This window comes from Rhodoferax lithotrophicus, assembly GCF_019973615.1.
Taxonomy (GTDB): domain Bacteria; phylum Pseudomonadota; class Gammaproteobacteria; order Burkholderiales; family Burkholderiaceae_C; genus Rhodoferax; species Rhodoferax lithotrophicus.
In genome coordinates this window covers 3931038-3949183 of the sequence record NZ_AP024238.1, presented here as the reverse complement: position 1 = coordinate 3949183, position 18146 = coordinate 3931038, and the positions used below count along the sequence as shown (strand labels likewise).

Genomic DNA, 18146 nt, shown 5'->3' with positions numbered 1-18146 from the left:
TTGATGCGGCCTCAATACCTGACGCAGTTACGTCCATCCATCTTGGCCCGGTACAGCTGGGCATCGGCCGCAGCGATCAACTCGGACACCGAGTCTGACTGGTTGAGCGCTAGCCCAATGGAAACGGTGATGTTGGGTAAAGGGGTTGACACGGTGATGCCAGGCACCGAATGCTCATTGGCATAGGCCACGGCTTTGCTCTCGGAGCAATGCCGGATGCGTTCTGCCACCGCAACCCCCTCATTCAGGCTGGTGTTGGGTAGCAGGATAAGGAATTCTTCCCCGCCATAGCGGGCAGCAAAGTCATAGGGGCGCACCGTGGTTTTCAGCACTTCGCCCATGGCCATCAGGGCCCGGTCGCCGCCGAGGTGGCCGTTGTCGTCGTTGTAGCTCTTGAAGTTGTCTACATCCACCATCAACACGCACAAGGCCTGCCCTTTCTTCCATGACTGTGTCAACAAACGAGGAAAGGCGTTGTCCAGCCAGCGTCGGTTGTACAGCCCGGTCAGGCCGTCGATATTCACCTGGTCGGTCAGTTCCCAGATTTGCATGCGGTCACTGACGATGCGTTGTGTGTTGGATTTGAGCCAGCGGGTCAGCATCTGCAACAGGTTGCGTGCAAACGGATTGGACTCGGCAAGGAGTTGATGGATCAGATGGCGGTGAATGGGAAATACACGGCAAGTCTCCTTGGCGATCACGTAGGCGGAGGGGCGTGTGTCATCGATGATGGACACCTCACCCACCGAGGAGCCTTGTGCAAGTTCACGGATCATGGGTGAGTCCGGTGTGCCAAAGTGCACCGTGAGGGTGCCTGTGAGCAGCAGGTAGACGTGTCCATTTTCCAGCTCTGGGCAGAGCAATACCTCACCCGATGCCAGGGTGCGGGGGGCGCTGTGTTCTGCCAGGAATTCAAGCGTGGCCTGAGGCACATCCCACAATAAATCGGTGTTCGCCAGCTCTTCTGTCAGTGTGCTCATGGATACCCTCTCCTTGGTCAGGTTGGCAGCTGCTGGGCAATACGTGCGTAACCTGCCGTGATTTATTGATTGTCATTAAGTCTAAACGATGGCAGGTGCATTCAGGGTGTTCCCTGGAGTGACCATAGGTGAGCCACGACATCAGGAGGGCTGGCCGGGTAAGCCCATAAACTAGCTCGCTGTTGCACTTTGGGGATGAAATTGAATGACCAACCGTCATAACGCGCGCTGGCTGAGGCGTATCGGCGCGGCTTTGTTGCGTGCTGTGTTTCCAACGCTGGTGATGGCCGTGGCACTTTTTATTCAGGTGACTGATCCCCAGTTTCGTGCGCGTTTGCGTGAAAACGCCTTTGATCAACTGCAGTCATTGGCTCCGCTGGCCTACCACGATGAGCTGCCCATCAGGGTGGTCGCCATTGATGATGCCAGTCTGGCGGGCATCGGGCAGTGGCCATGGCCACGTACCGTGCTGGCACGGATGGTGGATCAGCTCACGGCCATGGGTGCCAAAGTGGTGGCGTTTGATGTGGTCTTGTCCGAGCCCGACCGCAGTTCCCCCGAACAAGTGGCTGTGGCTTATCCCGATCAGCCGCTGTTGCAGCGGCAGTTACAACAGCTTCCTGCGCATGACCAGCTGTTGGCCGACAGCTTGGCCCGCAGCCGGGTGGTGCTGGGTTTTCCGATTGAACCAGTTTCTGCCAGTGGCAGCCTGCCACCGGCCAAGGCGCATTTTTTGAGTTTGGGTGGTACAGCCGGTGATTGGTTGCCACCCTACGGTGGCGGGCTTGCGCCGTTGCCTTTGCTGGCCAAGGCTGCGGCAGGCAGTGCGGCTATTTCACTGGAGCCTGGCAGTGATGGGGTGTTGCGGGCCGTGCCCCTGGTTTATCAGGTGCACGACACTTTGTACCCCGGCATGGCGCTGGAAACCCTGCGCCTGTTTGGCGGCTTGGACAATCTGACCTTGGAGGTGGCGGCAGCTTCTGCCGGTCAGGCACCTGGTCTCTTAGGCGTTGGCATGGGACAACATGGTTTCCTGCCAACGGCGACCGATGGGCGGGTGTGGCTGCATTTTCGACCTCTGGCACCAGCGCGCTATGTGTCGGCACAGGATCTGCTGGCAGGCAAGGTGGATGCGCAGCGGGTCAAAGGCCACATGGTGTTTATTGGGGTCACGGCCAAGGGACTGGGTGACACCCTTTACAGCCCCTTGGGCGAGTTGATTCCCGGCATCGAGGGCCATGTGCAGTTAACCGAGCAACTGCTCAGTGGCACCAGTCTGCAGCGCCCGGCATGGGAAAACGATGCGCTGCTGGCCACGCTGCTGGTCACTTGGCTGTTGTTGGGGAGCATGCTGGCGCGTGTGCGTCCGGTGTGGTCGGTGTTGTTGTGGGGCTTGTTGGTGGCGGGGTGTCTGGCCGTGTCGGTGTGGCTGTTTGTGGCCCGGCAGGTGTTGCTGGACCCGATTTTTCCGGCTTTGGCGCTCAGTGCCTTGTGTGGGGGGGTGATGGTGCCGCGGTATCTGGCCACCGAGCGTGAACAGCGCTGGATTCGCAATGCCTTCTCGCGCTACGTCTCACCCAACCGGGTCAAGTATTTGCAGGCCAACCCGCAGCAACTGGAACTGGGGGCCATTTACCGCGAATGCTCATTTGTGATGACGGATCTGGAAGGGTTCACGCCCTTGATGGAGCAGTACGCACCGGACAAACTCTCCAACCTGATCAACGAGTACCTAGAGGGCATGATCCAGATCGTCTTCAAGCACGACGGCACGCTGGACCGCATCGTGGGGGATGCCGTGGTGGTGATGTTTTCAGCCCCGGTGGTGCAGGCCGACCATGCCCAGCGGGCTTTGGCTTGTGCCCTGGAGATGGACCAGTTTGCGCAGGCCTGCAGCCACCAGCAGCGTGCGCAGGGTGTACCGTTCGGGCGTACCCGTATCGGGGTCAACACCGGACGGGTATTGATTGGCAATTTTGGTGGCAAATCCATGCTGGACTACCGCGCGTTGGGGGATGCCATCAACACCGCTGCACGGCTGGAAAGCATCAACAAACAACTCGGCACCCGCATCTGCGTGAGTGGTGCCACGGTGGCCCAGTGCCCAGGGTTTGTTGGCCGACCATGCGGGCGTTTGGTGCTCAAGGGCAAGGCCGAGGCGGTGGCAACGTTTGAGCCTCTGACACCCGAGCAGGCGGCGCAGCCCCAAGTGCATGATTACCTGGCGGCCTATACCTTGATGGAAACACACGAACCGCAAGCGCTGGAGGCCTTTGGCCAACTGGCAGAGCGTTACCCCGATGACCCACTGGCCCAGTACCATGCCCGGCGCTTGGCCGCAGGCGAGTGCGGCAGCACGGTGGTCATATTGAGCAAGTAATCGGCTTGTAGCGCCCTTCTATGTTGCCTGAGTAGCTATATATTTTATAGCTTGAAGATCGACACGGTTTTTACAAGTTCCTGTGCCTGACTGCGCAGGCTGTCGGCGGCGGCAGCGATTTCTTCGACAAGTGCGGCGTTTTGTTGGGTGGTTTGGTCCATTTGGCTGACGGCTTCCATCACTTGAGTCACGCCGGTGGCTTGTTCATGGCTGGATGAACTGATCTCGCCCACGATGTCGGTGACACGGCGGATGGCACTCACGACCTCGTTCATGGTGGCACCCGCCTGGTCAACCAGCACAGAGCCTTGTGCCACACGGTCTACGCTGGCATCTATCAGTGCCTTGATCTCTTTGGCGGCTTCGGCGCTGCGCCCGGCCAAAGAGCGCACCTCGCTGGCCACCACGGCAAATCCCCGGCCTTGCTCCCCCGCGCGTGCGGCTTCCACGGCCGCATTGAGCGCCAGAATGTTGGTCTGGAAGGCAATACCGTCAATAACGCTGATGATGTCGGCGATGCGCCGGGAGGAGTCGTTGATGTCCTTCATGGTGTGCACCACCTGGCTGACCACTTCACCCCCCTTGATGGCCACTGCGCTGGCGTTTTGCGCCAGTTGGTTGGCCTGGTGGGCGCTGTTCGCATTTTGTTGCACAGTGCTACCCAGTTCGGCCATGGAGGCCGAGGTTTCTTCCAGTGCACTGGCTTGTTCCTCGGTGCGGCCGCTCAAATCGTTGTCACCTTGGGCGATTTGGGCGCTGGCTGTCGCTACGCTTTCTGAGCCGCTGAGCACCTGTGTCACCACCCGGGCCAGGTTGTCACGCATGGAAGCCATGGCCTGCATGAGTTCGCCAAATTCGTTGTCGCCCTGTACCAGAACCTTGATGCGTAGGTCACCTTCAGCCACCGCATGTGCCACGGTCAGTGCATTGTTGACAGGGCCGGTGATGCTGCGAATAAACAGCAGGGAAAGCCACAAGGCAGCCAGAATGCCCCCGGTGAGCACCAAGGCTACCAGCAACTCCAGGTTGCGGGCATGGGTCATGCGGGCATCCAGCGTGTTGACCAAGGTTTTCATGGCCAGGGCGTTGAATTCAAACAGGCCGTCAATGGTGCGCGTGAATTCGTCAAAATAGTCCACAGCCCCGAATTTCAGCTCGGGGGCGGTGATCACTTCGCGTTCTGCCAAGGTCAGGGTATTGAGCACGGCGTTGCGGCTGGAAGTGATGCCACTGTCCAGAACAGCTTTCAGCGCAGGGTTGGCAGCAGTGGTTCGGGCGAGTTGTCGGTACATGCTGACTTCCAGCTCACGGGCCCGTTTGAGTAATGCAGCCAGTGTGGCGCGTCCTGCAGGGGGCGCATCGGCCTTGGTTAAAAAGCTGCTTCCCATGGCGCGCATGATGCCCATGTTTTCTGCCAGCCAGGGCATGTCGATCATGGTGGCACGAATCAGCGGGTAGGTGTCTTCGCCCGGATCTTGGCTGAGGTTGAATTCGTCCAGCAGTTCTTCGCTCAATTGCAATTGTTTGGTGATCATGGCGGTATGCAGCGCCGTACTTTGGGGGGTGTCCAGACTGCGGTTGGCAACTCCTTGCTCCAGTTCCACCCAGCTTCGACGCAGATCGGCCCAGCGGGTTTGCAGAGGGGCCGGGGTGTTGCTGGCCTTGAGCTGCACTTCGAGCTCATTCATGGCTGCGGTGAGCTTGTCGCGTAGCGCGGGGCGGCGGGCTTCCAGTGCGTTATTGCCACTGAGCATGCTGGCCGACATGCCACGGTGTACCTGGCTGTATTGAATAACTTTGTTGATGGCCAACAGGGGCTGTGTGCCGCTGAGTTCATGCTGGGCCACACGGATTTCAATCATGGCCCGCTGGAAATACAGTGCCGACGGAATCAGCACGATGAACAAGGCAATCAGGCCAAGAATGAGAAACTTGGTGGTCAGTTTCATGTGGTGCAGTATGGCCATGGGATGTGTCCTCATTCTCGTTATGTATTGGACAAATCTTATCGGTAGATTCATGCCCCCACTCTGGGCGCAGTGGTTATTTAGGGGTCTACATTCATTTGGGTCATTTGGCAGACGCTCTGTTAAAGGCGGCCTTCGTCTGAGGGTTCGGTGCCGCTACCGCGTGCTTCGAGCCGGGCTTTCAAAAAGCCGCCCGTACCATAACGCGTCACACGGCTGTAAAAACGTTGTTTAAGTTGTTGCACCATGCGGGCATAGGCCTCCATCAAAGAGGGTGAAATGGTGAAGTTGTCGTAGTTCACCACCACCGCCACATGCGCATTCAGCGGTTCAAGCAAGGTGATGATCTCGGATTCAATGGCTTGGACATCTTCCATTTTGTCAACGGCCAAACCCTCAAAATTGATAAACAACAGTCTGTGAGCGGTATCAAGCTCCAGCCGCTGGGCCAGTGGGGTGGTCAGCAGGCGTTCACGCAGCCCCATCGGGGTAATGGCAAACAAGGCAGATTCCATGGTTTTGAGTTGTGGACTGATCAGGGGCACAAAATCCATGAGTGCCAGCACGTCGCGCTGCAAATCCACGCCCGGGGCCAGTTCAATCAGTTCCAGCATGGGCGCATCCGGGCTACCTGCCAGCTGGAACACACAACGTTCGGTGACGTACAGCACCTGCTGGCCACGTTGGCGTGATTCACGTGCGCTGAAGGTGCGGTGCTCGACCTGCCGGATAAATTTGCGCTGACTGCCTTCGCTGTTGATGTGCAAGCGGCCTTGTGTGATGCGGCATTGCAAATCACCCGCCGTGAATGTGCCGACGAACACCACTTTTTTGGCGTTCTGGCTGATGTTGATAAACCCGCCTGCGCCGGCCAGGCGGTTGCCAAACTTGCTGACGTTCAGATTGCCCTGCGCATCGGCCTGGGCCAGGCCAAGCACGGCCACATCCAGCCCGCCACCATCGTAAAAGTCAAATTGGCTGGGTTGGTCAATCACCGCTTGGGTGTTGACCGCCGCACCAAAGCTCATACCTCCCGCGGGTATACCGCCGATGACTCCGGGTTCTGCGGTCAGGGTCAGCAGGTCAAAGATTTTTTCTTCAGCGGCTACCGTGGCCACCCCTTCGGGCATGCCAATGCCCAGATTGACCACGCTGTTGGGTTTGAGCTCCAGCGCCGCACGGCGCGCAATGACCTTGCGTTCCGATAGTGCCATGGGCTCGATCAAGTTCATCGGCACCCGGATTTCGCCTGAATAAGCCGGGTTGTAGGCTTCACTGAACGTTTGCATATGGTTGGCCGGGTTGGTGGCCACCACCACGGCATCCACCAGCACGCCGGGCACCTTGACACTGCGCGGGTGCAGCGTGTTGCGCTCGGCCAGGCGCTCCACTTGGGCAATCACAATACCGCCGCTGTTGCGTGCCGCCATGGCAATGGCCAGCGCTTCCAGGGTGAGGGCTTCACGCTCCATGCTCAGGTTGCCATCGGGGTCGGCGGTGGTGGCGCGGATGATGCCCACATGGATCGGAAAGGCCTTGTAAAACAGGAAATCCTTGCCATCAATGCTCATGCGGCGCACCAGGTCTTCGGTGGTGATGGCGTTGATCTTGCCGCCACCATGAATCGGGTCAACAAAGGTGTCCAGGCCGACGTGGGTGAGGGTGCCTGGTTTGCCTGCGGCAATGTCACGGTACAGATGGGTGATCACACCCTGGGGCAGGTTGTAGGCTTCGATCTGGTTGTCAATCGCCAATTGCTGCAATTTGGGCACCAGGCCCCAGTGGCCGCCAATCACCCGGCGCACCAATCCGGCATGACCGAAGTGGTTCAGGCCGCGGTTTTGACCATCACCCTGACCGGCGGCGTAAACCAAGGTCAGATTTTGCGGGAAACCTTGGCCGGTTTCAGCCCGGGTTTGTTCAAAACGCGCTTCCAGCGCCATCGCAATTTCTTCAGCAAAACCAATGCCCACAAAACCGCCAGTGGCGACCGTATCGTCGTTGTGGATCAGGCGCACCGCCTCCGCTGCACTGACCACTTTGTTGCGCCGTGCGCCGTTGGCATGAAGGTCATTAAACTGGGTGTGCACGTTGAGCTCCTAAAAGAAATCCACCTCATTGGTTTCATCAAGCTGGGCTTCCAGAGCGCCAGATTGAACCAGCTCGGAATAGCTGCAAACCTGATTGCGGCCATGCTCTTTGGCGTAGTAGACCGCTTTATCCGCCCGATCAAATGCCCCGCTGGGCGTGTCGTTGATGTTCAGAGGTGTAAAGCCAATGCTGATGGTGATGTGTTTGACCTGGGGGAAGTCATGCCCGGCAATCTGAAGCCTAAATCGCTCCAGCGCAGACTGGGCGTTGGCATGGTCACCACAACGCATCAACACCACAAACTCCTCACCGCCAAAACGGTACAACTGGTCATGAAACCTGAAGGAGGTCCGCATCTGGCGTGCCAGCAGCAGCAACACTTCGTCGCCAATCAGGTGGCCAAAGTGATCGTTGACGTGTTTGAAGTGGTCAATATCAATCACGGCCAGCCAGTAACTGGCCTCGGCCTCCGGGTTGCGGCGCTCGGGATGGTCGGGGGTATCTTTGGCTTCCTGGGCTTGGGCCGCACGCCAAAAAGCGGTGTCAAAGGTTTTGCGGTTCAGCAGTTCGGTGAGGGCATCTTTTTCGCCATAGTCCAGCAGGGACTGCAGGTTTTCATACAGGCGCAGTACACAGTCCACCAGCTTTTCTGTCTGGCTGGAAATGGCGGCTTCCGATACCACCTCCAGGACACTGCACACGGTGGCCTGGGTGTCAATGGGGAACACGCTCAAGCAAGGCCCGGTTCCACTGCGGATGACTGATTCGGTGACGATGGCGGCTTCGCGCTGGGGGTGCGCACTCAAGGCGGGTAAAGCACTGATATCCAGCCACACTTGGTCATACTGTGTCTCCGCCCGGTCGCGGCTGATGTGGGCCAGCGTCAGCCAATGCTGATTGTTCAGTGGCCCGACGGCGCGCAGCAGTTTGACACTGGAGAAGCTCCACAGCTGGGTGGCCAGCATCAGTTTTGCCAATGCAAAATCCATGGCCCGGCGGTCATGTAAACCACTCATACTGGCCAGACCGGTGAGTAAAGCATTCATGAAATAGGTTTACTTCCTGTGATAGGTGCCGTCTGGCTGGATGAACCGCGTCTGGTGGAGGCTAGAGCCCCAGAGATTTGAGCAAGCTGTCGTGTTCGCCGGTCGGTTCGGTGGCCTCGTCGCTGGCCAATTGGGCATGTGCCTGCTCAATCACCTCATCGGGGTTCACTACTTCGTTGATTTCAAAGTCATGCACCTTGATGAATTCGGTGCGGTCAATGGCCAGCTCAAGGTAAAAAATGTTGTTTTGACCGGTGTAAAAAGTCACGCGACGGGATTCCGGGCTGTCCAGATGGGTGTCCACGCTCAATAAAACCTGCTTGTTGAGCACCAGCATTTTGGGTTGACTCTGGGTAATGTGGGTCTGCAATTCCCGGCGCACCTTGCCTGTGAAGTCCCCCACAATCTGGTTCATCAGTTCACCCATGATGTCGCTCACTTCATCCGAGGTGTGTGAGTGGGCCAGTTCACTCTCGGGCATACCCATGTTGATCATGTAGCTCTGATACAACTCCATGGCGGTTTGGGCCGAAAAATTGATCACCACCAGCCCGCAAAAACCGCCATCAAACAGTACAAAACACCCAATGTCGGGTTTCAGGCAGGTTTTGGTGATGCGCTGCACCATGCCCGAGTAGTGGACGTGGCACTGGGTTGCCACGTTGAGCACCCGTGTGACCGAATTACACAGGCTGGTGAGCAGGTCTTCAGTGCCGTACACCACGGCAGGTTCCTGGAATTGTTTGGTCATGTCGTCTCTTTCCTTGAAGTATGGGAATCACTTTACACCACTGGCTGTTGGCACCGCTTGGGCAGATCCTGCGGACGACAGCAGGCATGCCAGATCGTCGCCTGACAGCGTGGTCGCACGCTTGCACCATGCGGATGCAGAAGATTCCCACGTCGGGCAAAAAGTGCATCTCGACTTTGACCATGCCATTTAGAAGCAATTTGCGCTTGATGATCAATGGTTATCTGGCAATGTAATCACTCGAATCGCTCATCAGTTCGTTGTTCGCTCCAGCGTTCCTGGTTTATCCGTTCATTCATTTGCGAAAGCTGCCCTTTGGCCCATACTGCAATGTCTGCATCCACATCATTCACCAACTGAGTGACCAAGCCTTGATAGGGCCGAAGAACGTTGGTGGGGTGACCACACCGGCACATCGAGTGAAAATATTTGGAAAAACTACAGAGCACATCTTGCTTGTTAGGCGCGATTTCCAACAAATTAGCTGCGATAGGTGACTAGGCGTAGTTACCGTGCGAGTCTGTACTATGAATATCAATCGCAGCAGCCAATAGCGGTGCCCGAATTGCGGGGCTGACTTTAACCCACGCCTGCAAAACATCCACGTCGGCAGAGTTGACGACACTTTTCTCTATCGCGGAAAAGTTTGAAATCCACTCAAGTCTCTTTGGTATTCGTGAATCTCCGATGAATGCATCAAGAGCAGCAACTGGCTGGAGTCTGAATAAAGTTTCTGCAAGGTTACGTAAAGATACTAGGCTAAGCCTGTAATCCAGATGCGAGCCAGCAAAGCGCAGACAAAAGTTGATCGCTGTGATCGTAGCTTCGGCACCTTGCATACATACTTCGGCTACCTCAATCAATTTGCTCTCGAAGTCGTTACCCCCACGATCGAAGTTAAAACGCTCAAGGAGTTCCCGTCCAAGCAAAACAAGCTCAGTCGACGGTACGGAACCTTCAATGCTGTTTTGGAAAAACGTACTTCCTAGCGACTGCATGGCTATCTGAAGTCCATCGGGTGTTTCTGCCAGCTTGAGCAGTATCGACAGATACAAGCTCTCTGGCATTCCTGTGTCATTTGACTGATATTTGGATTTGATCCAGTCGAAATTTGATAATGGTGCATTCTCGTAAGCCAGCGATTCAAGCAACCGCCTTACCGCAGCTTCATTCCATTGCTGGCCTTGCAGCAATGGGAAATACTCAGCAAGGATGGGGTCATATACCGCTGCATTCAAGAGCCTGTTAGCTATGGCGCTATCAACTTGATGTGCTCCTTCCAAAAAACCAGCAAGCAAACGAGTGTCCCGATTTGATGGGGCGACCTGGGCAAAAGCAGCAACAAGTTGTTGCCAAACGGCTGTGAGGTCCGTTGAAGCCACACCGAGCCCCTTGCCGAACCAATATTGCTGTCCCGAACCATTCACCAACAAATCAGGCAACAGTTTTTGCAGCAACAGTGGATTGACGGCGACGTCCCTCGCCAGTTCCTCTACCGTCGAAAACACACGCTCACGGGAAGCCAATCGACCGGCCTCAGCTACCTCGTCGTCATTCTCACCATCGGCAATATCCCAATTCGTCAAAAGCACATAGGCACGCACGTTTTGCTCCAAGCTTACGGGTCTAAGCAATTGCTCGAGTTCCTTTAGCATCTCAAGGTGCGGCAAGGCCATCTTTGTGCTGTCACGACGCAAGGCAACGCGTATTGCAGCCCAGCCTCTTGGCCATCCTTCTCTTTCAGCGAGTGTCCTGACAAGAGTGGCAACTTCGTCGTGCATGCCAAGGTTGACCCAAAGTGACCTGAGATGCCTTGCCACCGATGTTCGTATTGAGTCGCTGTGAGTTGATTCTGGTTTGGCAAATTCGACGACAAGTTCAAAAGCACAGAGATACCATGCCTGTTCGTCCTCGGCAGACTTCGGCTCCCATCCGTAGCCACGGGGCCGTGCACCAAAGGAAAAATGGTGACTCGAACGAAAATACGAAGAGTTCAGCATGGACTCCAAACCCTCAATGGCCATTTGTTGCTGATGCGGCGTACCACTAGACAAGAGATTTCGCAATAAGCTGACCCGTTGCGACGGTGGTGCCAACGTACCAGACAAACGCATCTGGAAGAGCTCTTTCCAAATATTGCTTTTCGCATGGTTCCCCTGCTTTTCTGACACAGCATAGGCGAGGCAAATTTGTGCGGCCCGGTCAAACAGACTCGGCTCGTAAGCCAGGTTGCGTGCAAGGGTCCGCCATTTGGTCTGAGATAGCCCGCTCGAAGCAGTCAACGCTACTTCACCATCGCTGCCGAAAGCGGCTTCCAATCTCGCAAGCGCCTGCTCAGGAACCAACGGGGCAAGGTATAGAAACATGGATGTCCCAAGCTCGTTCAAGCCCCTCAGATTGGCCAACCACTTTTCGTCTGCCATCCAGATTTCGGCAATGTCACAAGCCTCAGGACTGTCGTGCAAGTACCCCAAGCGACGGCTGAAAGATTTCAGCAAACGCTGATGTCCCTGGAAAGCCGCCATGATTTGACTTTGAGGCAGATTCATCAATGTCTGTTTGGCTAATCTGTTGGCCAACGCATGCGGCAGAACGGCTCGCCACTTGCTGCGTATTTGCACCAGTTTGCGACGCTTAAGCTCTGCGACCTGTCTGAACAATTCACCCGGTTGCAGATTGGCAAGGGCGGCAAGTATAGGGAGTTCAGCGTCAGCAGAATCCAGCGTTTCCCCATCGAACGAATAGACCAGTGAACACACCTCCGCTGCCCGCAGCAGCGCTTCATTTGGATCTTGGTTTTGCAAAAAAAGCCGCTTGAACAGGTCGTTATTGTTCAGCACGCCAAGCGTCTGGCCTTTTTGGACTGTCTGCGCCAATGCCAGTGCAACCCTCGCATTGCCATCAGAAAACTCGACGATCTGCAGCCGATCATTCTGCGCAATATGCGGAGCATGCTTGGCAAGAATTTCATCAAGAACCGCTGGAGAAGAGCCTGTCAACTCGAAAACTTGCGTTTCTTCAGGCTCATCATCCATCACGTCATATTCAACGGTGATCAGGCTGAGGTGAGTTGGATATTCCGCGACAATTTGGGTCAGTGCTTGATGAGTGGCGGGATTGCAGTTGTCCACAACGATGATCACCCGCAACCCATTCGCACCCAGTTTTTGCATCATCTCTCTGGCCGACGGTTGGGGGCTGAGCCCTTGATCTGTGTATACCACGATGGAGGTATCCAGCGGAGATGCACCAACCCCCGATTCAAACAGCGCCTGAACCATGCGCGTTTTGTCAGTGCCAGAAAGACCAATTAACCGAACAGACTGCCCGGGTTTTGCCAGCTGATCCCGGATGGCGTTGATCCCATTTTCAACCGACATCGCGTCCACGCTGCCGCTGGACTTTGACAGAACTCGACCCAATTCATCTTTTTGATAGGCACCTGCAGTTTTGTCGCCTGTCCAGTTGCCATAGGCTTGCCAACCCGTTAACGGCTCACCGATGCGTGCACGTGTCCACTGCTCAACACCAGGATAAGCACGAACCCAATTGGCCAACCGGTTGCGGTCATAAAAATCCACGTGAACTGTCGCAGCATCTGGCACGGTGTTCATGGCCGCACGCATCGCTTCACGGCGTTCCTTGAGACGACTGTCTGCCACTGTCCCCTGCGAACTGACCATGATGTAGGCCCCCTGGACTGCGATCAACTGCACGACGGAAGCGCGAAGTTGGCCACCTGGGCACATTTCCTTTTTAATCTTCGATGCAGACATGTCTTCACATTTCACCTGAAAGACAGTCTGCGAGCGTGGAATGAAGTCCAGCGCCACAGGTTTTGGGAGGTCTACACGGACATCCACACCACCATCTGTTGCAGTTTGATTCCCGCCCGCTGTCACTGATGCAATGGGTTGATTGTTTCGCCGAAGTTCCGCCTCGCACAATTTGAAAACAAGTTCGCGCAGGTCTTCGTCGTTGAGCTTTGCAATTTGGTCTGCATTCAAGTCGAGCATCAAAAGCCTTGTTGTTCATTGATCCGATGGCAAGAGATTAACTACTAGAAACTTTTCTAAGCGGCATCGATCATCATTCTACGGATGGAGACTCGCAAAATTAGCTATACATTAAAGAGCTACTTGCGCAATATGTATAAGGGCTAAGGCCCTAAAAAACTCTAAACTTCAGCCCCATGAACCTCCTCTTCATCTGCAGCAAAAACCAATGGCGCAGCCCCACGGCCGAGCAGATCTGGCGCAGGCAACCGGGATTCAGTGTGCGCTCTGCGGGCACCAGCCCAAATGCGCGTCATCCGGTGTCCAGTGCCGATCTGGCTTGGGCCGATGTGATTTTTGCCATGGAAGAAAAACACAAATCGCGCTTGCTGGCTGAGCATCGCAGCGTGATTGCTGGCAAACCCATCCACGTGCTCGACATTCCCGATGACTACCGCTATATGGACCCGGAGCTGGTGGCGCAGTTGCAAACCTCAGTGGGCGGAATTCTTGGGCTGTAATTCGGCATCCCGCGCAGAGTTATTTGCAAGGCTGGGTTGACGTGCCCAGCCATGACCAAGGGACACTCCCGGCGCACAAATTGAAATCACTGCACACCACTGGCTGGTGGTGTGCCCAGCAGCCGCGCCAGATAGTGCCCGGTGTGGCTGGCTGGGTTGGCGGCAATGTCTTCGGGCGTGCCAACGCCCACCACCGTGCCGCCGCCAGAGCCGCCTTCTGGCCCCATGTCGATCAGCCAGTCGGCGGTTTTGATCACGTCCAGGTTGTGTTCAATCACCACAATGGTGTTGCCCGCGTCACGCAACTGGTGCAGCACTTTGAGCAGCAGGTCAATGTCGGCAAAGTGCAGGCCGGTGGTGGGTTCGTCAAGGATGTAGAGCGTGCGCCCGGTGTCGCGTTTGGAGAGTTCCAGCGCCAGCTTCACGCGCTGTGCCTCGCCGCCGGATAAGGTGGTGGCGGCTTGCCCCAGGCGAATGTAGCTCAGGCCCACGTCCAGCAGGGTGTGCAGCTTGCGCTCGATGGTGGGCACGGCTTTGAAAAACTCGTGCGCGGCTTCGACCGTGAGTTCCAGAATCTGGGCGATGTTTTTGCCCTTGTAGAGCACTTCCAGCGTTTCGCGGTTGTAGCGCTTGCCGGTGCACACGTCGCAGGGCACGTAGACATCGGGTAGAAAATGCATCTCGACCTTGACCATGCCGTCGCCCTCGCAGGCCTCGCAGCGGCCACCGGCCACGTTGAAGCTGAAGCGCCCTGGGCCGTAGCCGCGCTCGCGCGCCGTGGGCACTTCAGCCATCAGCTCACGGATTGGGGTGAACAGGCCGGTGTAAGTGGCCGGGTTGGAGCGTGGTGTGCGGCCAATCGGGCTCTGGTCGACGTTGATGACCTTGTCAAAGTATTCAATGCCTTCGATGGCTGTGTGCGCCGAGGGCTCGTCATGGGCGCGGTACAGGGTGCGGGCCACGGCCTTGTAAAGCGTGTCGTTGACCAGGGTGGATTTGCCCGAGCCCGAGACCCCGGTGACGCAGGTGAACAGTCCGACTGGAAAGGCCACGTCCACGTTTTTCAGGTTGTGGCCGCTGGCCCCAATCACCTTGAGCGCTTGCAGCTCACCCAATGTGGCGATGTGCTTGGCCTCGCGTTCGGCGCGGCGCACGGCAGCCGGGCTGGGCGCTGAGCGGCTGGGCTTGCCCTCATTAAAGGGCTTGGGGGCCACCGTGGGCAGCCAGGCGGTGCGGTGGCTGGGTACGGCAATACAACGCGCACCACTCAGGTACTGGCCGGTCAGCGATTCCGGGCTGGCTTTGACTTCCTCGAAACTGCCTTGCGCCGTGATGCGCCCGCCGTGTACACCCGCGCCGGGGCCCATGTCGATGATCTGGTCGGCAGCGCGCATCATGTCTTCGTCATGCTCGACCACCAGCACGCTGTTGCCAATGTCGCGCAGGTGTTTCAGGGTGCCGATCAGGCGGTCGTTATCGCGCTGGTGCAGGCCGATGCTGGGCTCGTCCAGCACATACATCACGCCGGTCAGGCCGCTGCCAATCTGGCTGGCCAGGCGAATGCGCTGGCTTTCGCCACCGCTGAGGGTTTCGGCACTGCGATCCAGGCTGAGGTAGGTCAGGCCCACGTCGTTCAAAAATTTGAGGCGCAGGCTGATTTCGCGCACCACCTTGGCCGCAATGTCGCCCTTGGCCCCCTGCATGTGCAAGCTGTTGAAGTAGGCAAAACACTCGGCCAGGGTGTAGTGGCTGAGCTCAAAAATGGCGCGTGCCTGCACGCCTTCACCGACCTTGACGTGGCGTGCCTCCAGCTTCAGGCGGCTGCCCGCACAGTCCGGGCAGGGCTGGATGCTGCGCAGGCGGGCCAGGTCTTCGCGCACCACGGCGGAATCGGTCTCGCGGTAACGGCGCTGCATGTTGGGCAGAATGCCCTCAAACGGGTGTTTTTTGCTGACTTTTTTGCCCGCCGATGCCCCGGAACCCATCTCGTAAGTGAACTTGATCTCTTCTTCGCCCGAGCCGTGTAACACAGCGTGCCGCACCTGGTCTGGTAAGGATTCAAAAGGCTGCTCAATGTCAAACTTGTAGTGTGCGGCCAGGCTCTCCAGCATGGCAAAGTAGTAGGCGTTGCGCCGATCCCAGCCCTTGATGGCCCCGCTGGCCAGACTGAGCGTGGGGAAGGCGACTACCCGCGTCGGGTCAAAAAATTCGGTTGCGCCCAGGCCATCACAGCTTGGGCAGGCCCCCACGGGTGAATTGAAGGAAAACAGGCGGGGTTCCAGCTCGGCAATCGAGTAATTACACACCGGGCAGGCAAATTTGGCATTAAATAAGTGCTCTTTTGGCCTCTGATGCCCGTCAATAGTGCCTGAGCTGCTATCTATTTCTAAGGCTATAGCGCGGCCATTGGCTACCCGTAAGGCGGCCTCAAAGCTCTCGGCCAGGCGCTGCTTGAGATTGTCAAAGTCGGTACGATCACCGCTGACAGCGGTTGAAGATGCTGCGCCGTCGGCCGCTTCTGAGGCGGTGGGCAATTCGGGCGCATGGCGCACCTTCACGCGGTCAATCACCACGTCGATGTCGTGCTTTTCGGTTTTCTTGAGTGCGGGCAATTGGTCAAACTCAAAGGTCTGGCCGTTGACGCGAAAGCGCACATAGCCCTGGGCCTGCATCTCGGCAAACAGCTCCAGAAACTCGCCTTTTTTCTCACGCGCGACCGGGGCCAGAATCATCAGCCGGGTGTCAGCAGGCAGGGCCAGCACCGCATCCACCATCTGGCTGACGGTCTGGCTTTGCAGCGGCAACTGGTGTTCCGGGCAGTAGGGCGTGCCAGCGCGGGCAAACAGCAAGCGCAGGTAGTCATGGATCTCGGTCACCGTGCCGACGGTGGAGCGCGGGTTGTGGCTGGTGGCTTTTTGCTCGATCGAAATGGCGGGCGACAGGCCTTCGATCATGTCTACATCGGGCTTGTCCATCAGTTGCAAAAACTGGCGGGCGTAGGTGGACAGGCTTTCCACATAACGGCGCTGGCCTTCGGCATACAGGGTGTCAAACGCCAGGCTGGATTTGCCTGAGCCGCTTAAGCCCGTGATCACCACCAGCTGGTTGCGCGGAATGTCCAGGTCGATGTTTTTGAGGTTGTGCGTGCGCGCTCCGCGGATGCTGATGGTTTGCTGCTGCAGTGCCCGGGCCAGATAGGTGCTGTTGTCAGGAGTGGAGTTCAAGGGAGTGCTCGTTGAAAGAGTAGCCTGCCATGATAGTGAAGTCTGAGTTGCCACACATCGCTCTGGCAATCACTCGCCTGACGGTATTTTTAAGTGACGGCCGTACCTGGCAGCGCCTTGCCGGGGTCAGGATCATCAGCCGGTGAGGTGGTATGTGTCGCGCTATCTGCACCGGGAGGGGATCGTTACGCGGTCAGGTAGACCCAGTCAGTGACCGAGAAGTCATTTGGAATGAAATCATGTTCAAACAGGAAATGCTGAAAGAACGCCAAGGCGTCGACCTGCTCCTGGATCAGGCCCAGGCCAAGTGTTGTGTGTAAATCCGGGCCATTGGATGCCAGTACGGCTTCTTCCGAACACCCCATCTCGCGTGCCACAAAGCGCAGAGTGTCCGCAGGATGCTCGTCTGCCCATTGACCAGCCCGATCAACCAGAGATACCAATCGTGCGACGATATCTGGGCGCTCCTGTACCAGCGCGTTGTCCACTGTCAAGGTGCGCGGGCAACCATTGTTGACACGGATGATCGGGTCCGGGTGTTGCCCGGTTTGTACCACCAGTTGGGCACCGATCAGGTTGGCGATAAAGATGCCCTCAGCGCCTTTTACAAACATGGCATCCGCTTCACCCTTAGCCAGTGCTGCCAGTTCCTGAAAATAAGGTTGACGTCGGCGTAGTCCGAACAAATTAGCCTGTGTGGTGGCCAGCAATGCAGTTTCGTGATTGGTGCAGTCCACAAGTTCCACGTCTTTCAGATCCAGTCCCGCCGTGGTCAAGGCAGACCAGATACCTTTGAGCGCTGTGGCACCATGAAAGTCAATCTGGTCACTGGGCCTCCGGGGGAGCGCGAGTCGACGACCGCGCAGATCTCTAGCCTGGCCAATGTGTGTGTTACCGACGGTGATGATGGCCTGAAACTCGTCTGTCCAGCTGAGCCCCAGCAACCGCGTGGATGCTCCATGCGCACGTGCCCAAAGGGCGGGAATATTCCCGCCCTGGCGTACAGACCACGGGAGATGGTGGGAGAAGTGGCTGCCTCTCACACTCTGCTGCGGACTGTCCAGCACGGACTGCACAGCAACCCCGGCTTTCTGAAAGGCTTCGTCCAGCCAGCCAAGCTGAACCGCCAGCCCCAGTGGTGACGGCACCGGGCAGCGGGTGTACCACAGCGTGTGTCCAGTCATTGGTTCA

11 protein-coding genes are annotated in these 18146 nt (G+C 57.1%); 3 read left to right on the top strand and 8 right to left on the bottom strand.

What is annotated here, in order from left to right; translation table 11 throughout:
• Positions 1-11: 11 nt before the first annotated feature.
• Positions 12-980, bottom strand: a complete 969-nt coding sequence (locus LDN84_RS18280) for a GGDEF domain-containing protein (protein ID WP_223904852.1) — start codon at positions 978-980, stop codon at positions 12-14.
• A gap of 205 nt (positions 981-1185) precedes the next feature.
• Here LDN84_RS18280 and LDN84_RS18275 point away from each other — a divergent pair, with 205 nt between their 5' ends.
• The gene (locus tag LDN84_RS18275) at positions 1186-3360 is read left to right on the top strand and encodes a CHASE2 domain-containing protein (RefSeq protein WP_223904851.1); all 2175 of its coding nucleotides are present in this window, start codon (positions 1186-1188) and stop codon (positions 3358-3360) included.
• Between the two features lie 44 nt (positions 3361-3404).
• Here LDN84_RS18275 and LDN84_RS23015 read toward each other — a convergent pair whose 3' ends face one another.
• From LDN84_RS23015 to LDN84_RS18255, 4 genes are all read right to left on the bottom strand, one after another.
• On the bottom strand, positions 3405-5327 hold the full coding sequence (locus LDN84_RS23015; protein WP_276572402.1) for a methyl-accepting chemotaxis protein: 1923 nt from the start codon (positions 5325-5327) through the stop codon (positions 3405-3407).
• 122 nt (positions 5328-5449) lie between these two features.
• Positions 5450-7417, bottom strand: coding sequence for an acyl CoA:acetate/3-ketoacid CoA transferase (locus tag LDN84_RS18265; RefSeq protein WP_223904850.1), 1968 nt, complete (start codon positions 7415-7417; stop codon positions 5450-5452).
• A 9-nt stretch (positions 7418-7426) separates the two neighbouring features.
• On the bottom strand, positions 7427-8464 hold the full coding sequence (locus LDN84_RS18260; protein WP_223904849.1) for a GGDEF domain-containing protein: 1038 nt from the start codon (positions 8462-8464) through the stop codon (positions 7427-7429).
• Between the two features lie 61 nt (positions 8465-8525).
• Entirely contained in the window at positions 8526-9215 is a 690-nt protein-coding gene (locus LDN84_RS18255) for a DUF3334 family protein (RefSeq protein WP_223904848.1), read from the bottom strand.
• Between LDN84_RS18255 and LDN84_RS18250 the strand changes: the two genes are divergently transcribed.
• Positions 9214-9408 (top strand): hypothetical protein, encoded by a 195-nt coding sequence (locus LDN84_RS18250; protein WP_223904847.1) that lies wholly within the window; start codon positions 9214-9216, stop codon positions 9406-9408. The two genes, LDN84_RS18255 and LDN84_RS18250, sit on opposite strands and share 2 nt — an antisense overlap.
• A 304-nt stretch (positions 9409-9712) precedes the next feature.
• Here LDN84_RS18250 and LDN84_RS18245 read toward each other — a convergent pair whose 3' ends face one another.
• On the bottom strand, positions 9713-13231 hold the full coding sequence (locus tag LDN84_RS18245; RefSeq protein WP_223904846.1) for a hypothetical protein: 3519 nt from the start codon (positions 13229-13231) through the stop codon (positions 9713-9715).
• A 176-nt stretch (positions 13232-13407) separates the two neighbouring features.
• On the opposite strand from LDN84_RS18245, the gene LDN84_RS18240 reads away from it, so the two are divergent.
• Positions 13408-13731, top strand: a complete 324-nt coding sequence (locus LDN84_RS18240; protein ID WP_223904845.1) for a low molecular weight protein tyrosine phosphatase family protein — start codon at positions 13408-13410, stop codon at positions 13729-13731.
• Between the two features lie 86 nt (positions 13732-13817).
• On the opposite strand, the gene uvrA is transcribed toward LDN84_RS18240, so the two are convergent.
• Together uvrA and LDN84_RS18230 are read right to left on the bottom strand one after the other, a co-directional pair.
• Positions 13818-16955, bottom strand: coding sequence for an excinuclease ABC subunit UvrA (gene uvrA, locus LDN84_RS18235; protein ID WP_223904844.1), 3138 nt, complete (start codon positions 16953-16955; stop codon positions 13818-13820).
• A gap of 185 nt (positions 16956-17140) precedes the next feature.
• Positions 17141-18139, bottom strand: a complete 999-nt coding sequence (locus LDN84_RS18230) for an ABC transporter substrate-binding protein (protein ID WP_223904843.1) — start codon at positions 18137-18139, stop codon at positions 17141-17143.
• Positions 18140-18146: the final 7 nt, after the last annotated feature.

What these genes read in the sequence shown, in the direction of transcription:
- LDN84_RS18280 (WP_223904852.1), bottom strand. Translation starts at nt 980, where the DNA reads ATGAGCACACTGACAGAAGAGCTGGCGAACACCGATTTATTGTGGGAT.
- LDN84_RS18275 (WP_223904851.1), top strand. Translation starts at nt 1,186, where the DNA reads ATGACCAACCGTCATAACGCGCGCTGGCTGAGGCGTATCGGCGCGGCT.
- LDN84_RS23015 (WP_276572402.1), bottom strand. Translation starts at nt 5,327, where the DNA reads ATGGCCATACTGCACCACATGAAACTGACCACCAAGTTTCTCATTCTT.
- LDN84_RS18260 (WP_223904849.1), bottom strand. Translation starts at nt 8,464, where the DNA reads ATGAATGCTTTACTCACCGGTCTGGCCAGTATGAGTGGTTTACATGAC.
- LDN84_RS18250 (WP_223904847.1), top strand. Translation starts at nt 9,214, where the DNA reads ATGTCGTCTCTTTCCTTGAAGTATGGGAATCACTTTACACCACTGGCT.
- LDN84_RS18255 (WP_223904848.1), bottom strand. Translation starts at nt 9,215, where the DNA reads ATGACCAAACAATTCCAGGAACCTGCCGTGGTGTACGGCACTGAAGAC.
- LDN84_RS18245 (WP_223904846.1), bottom strand. Translation starts at nt 13,231, where the DNA reads ATGCTCGACTTGAATGCAGACCAAATTGCAAAGCTCAACGACGAAGAC.
- LDN84_RS18240 (WP_223904845.1), top strand. Translation starts at nt 13,408, where the DNA reads ATGAACCTCCTCTTCATCTGCAGCAAAAACCAATGGCGCAGCCCCACG.
- LDN84_RS18230 (WP_223904843.1), bottom strand. Translation starts at nt 18,139, where the DNA reads ATGACTGGACACACGCTGTGGTACACCCGCTGCCCGGTGCCGTCACCA.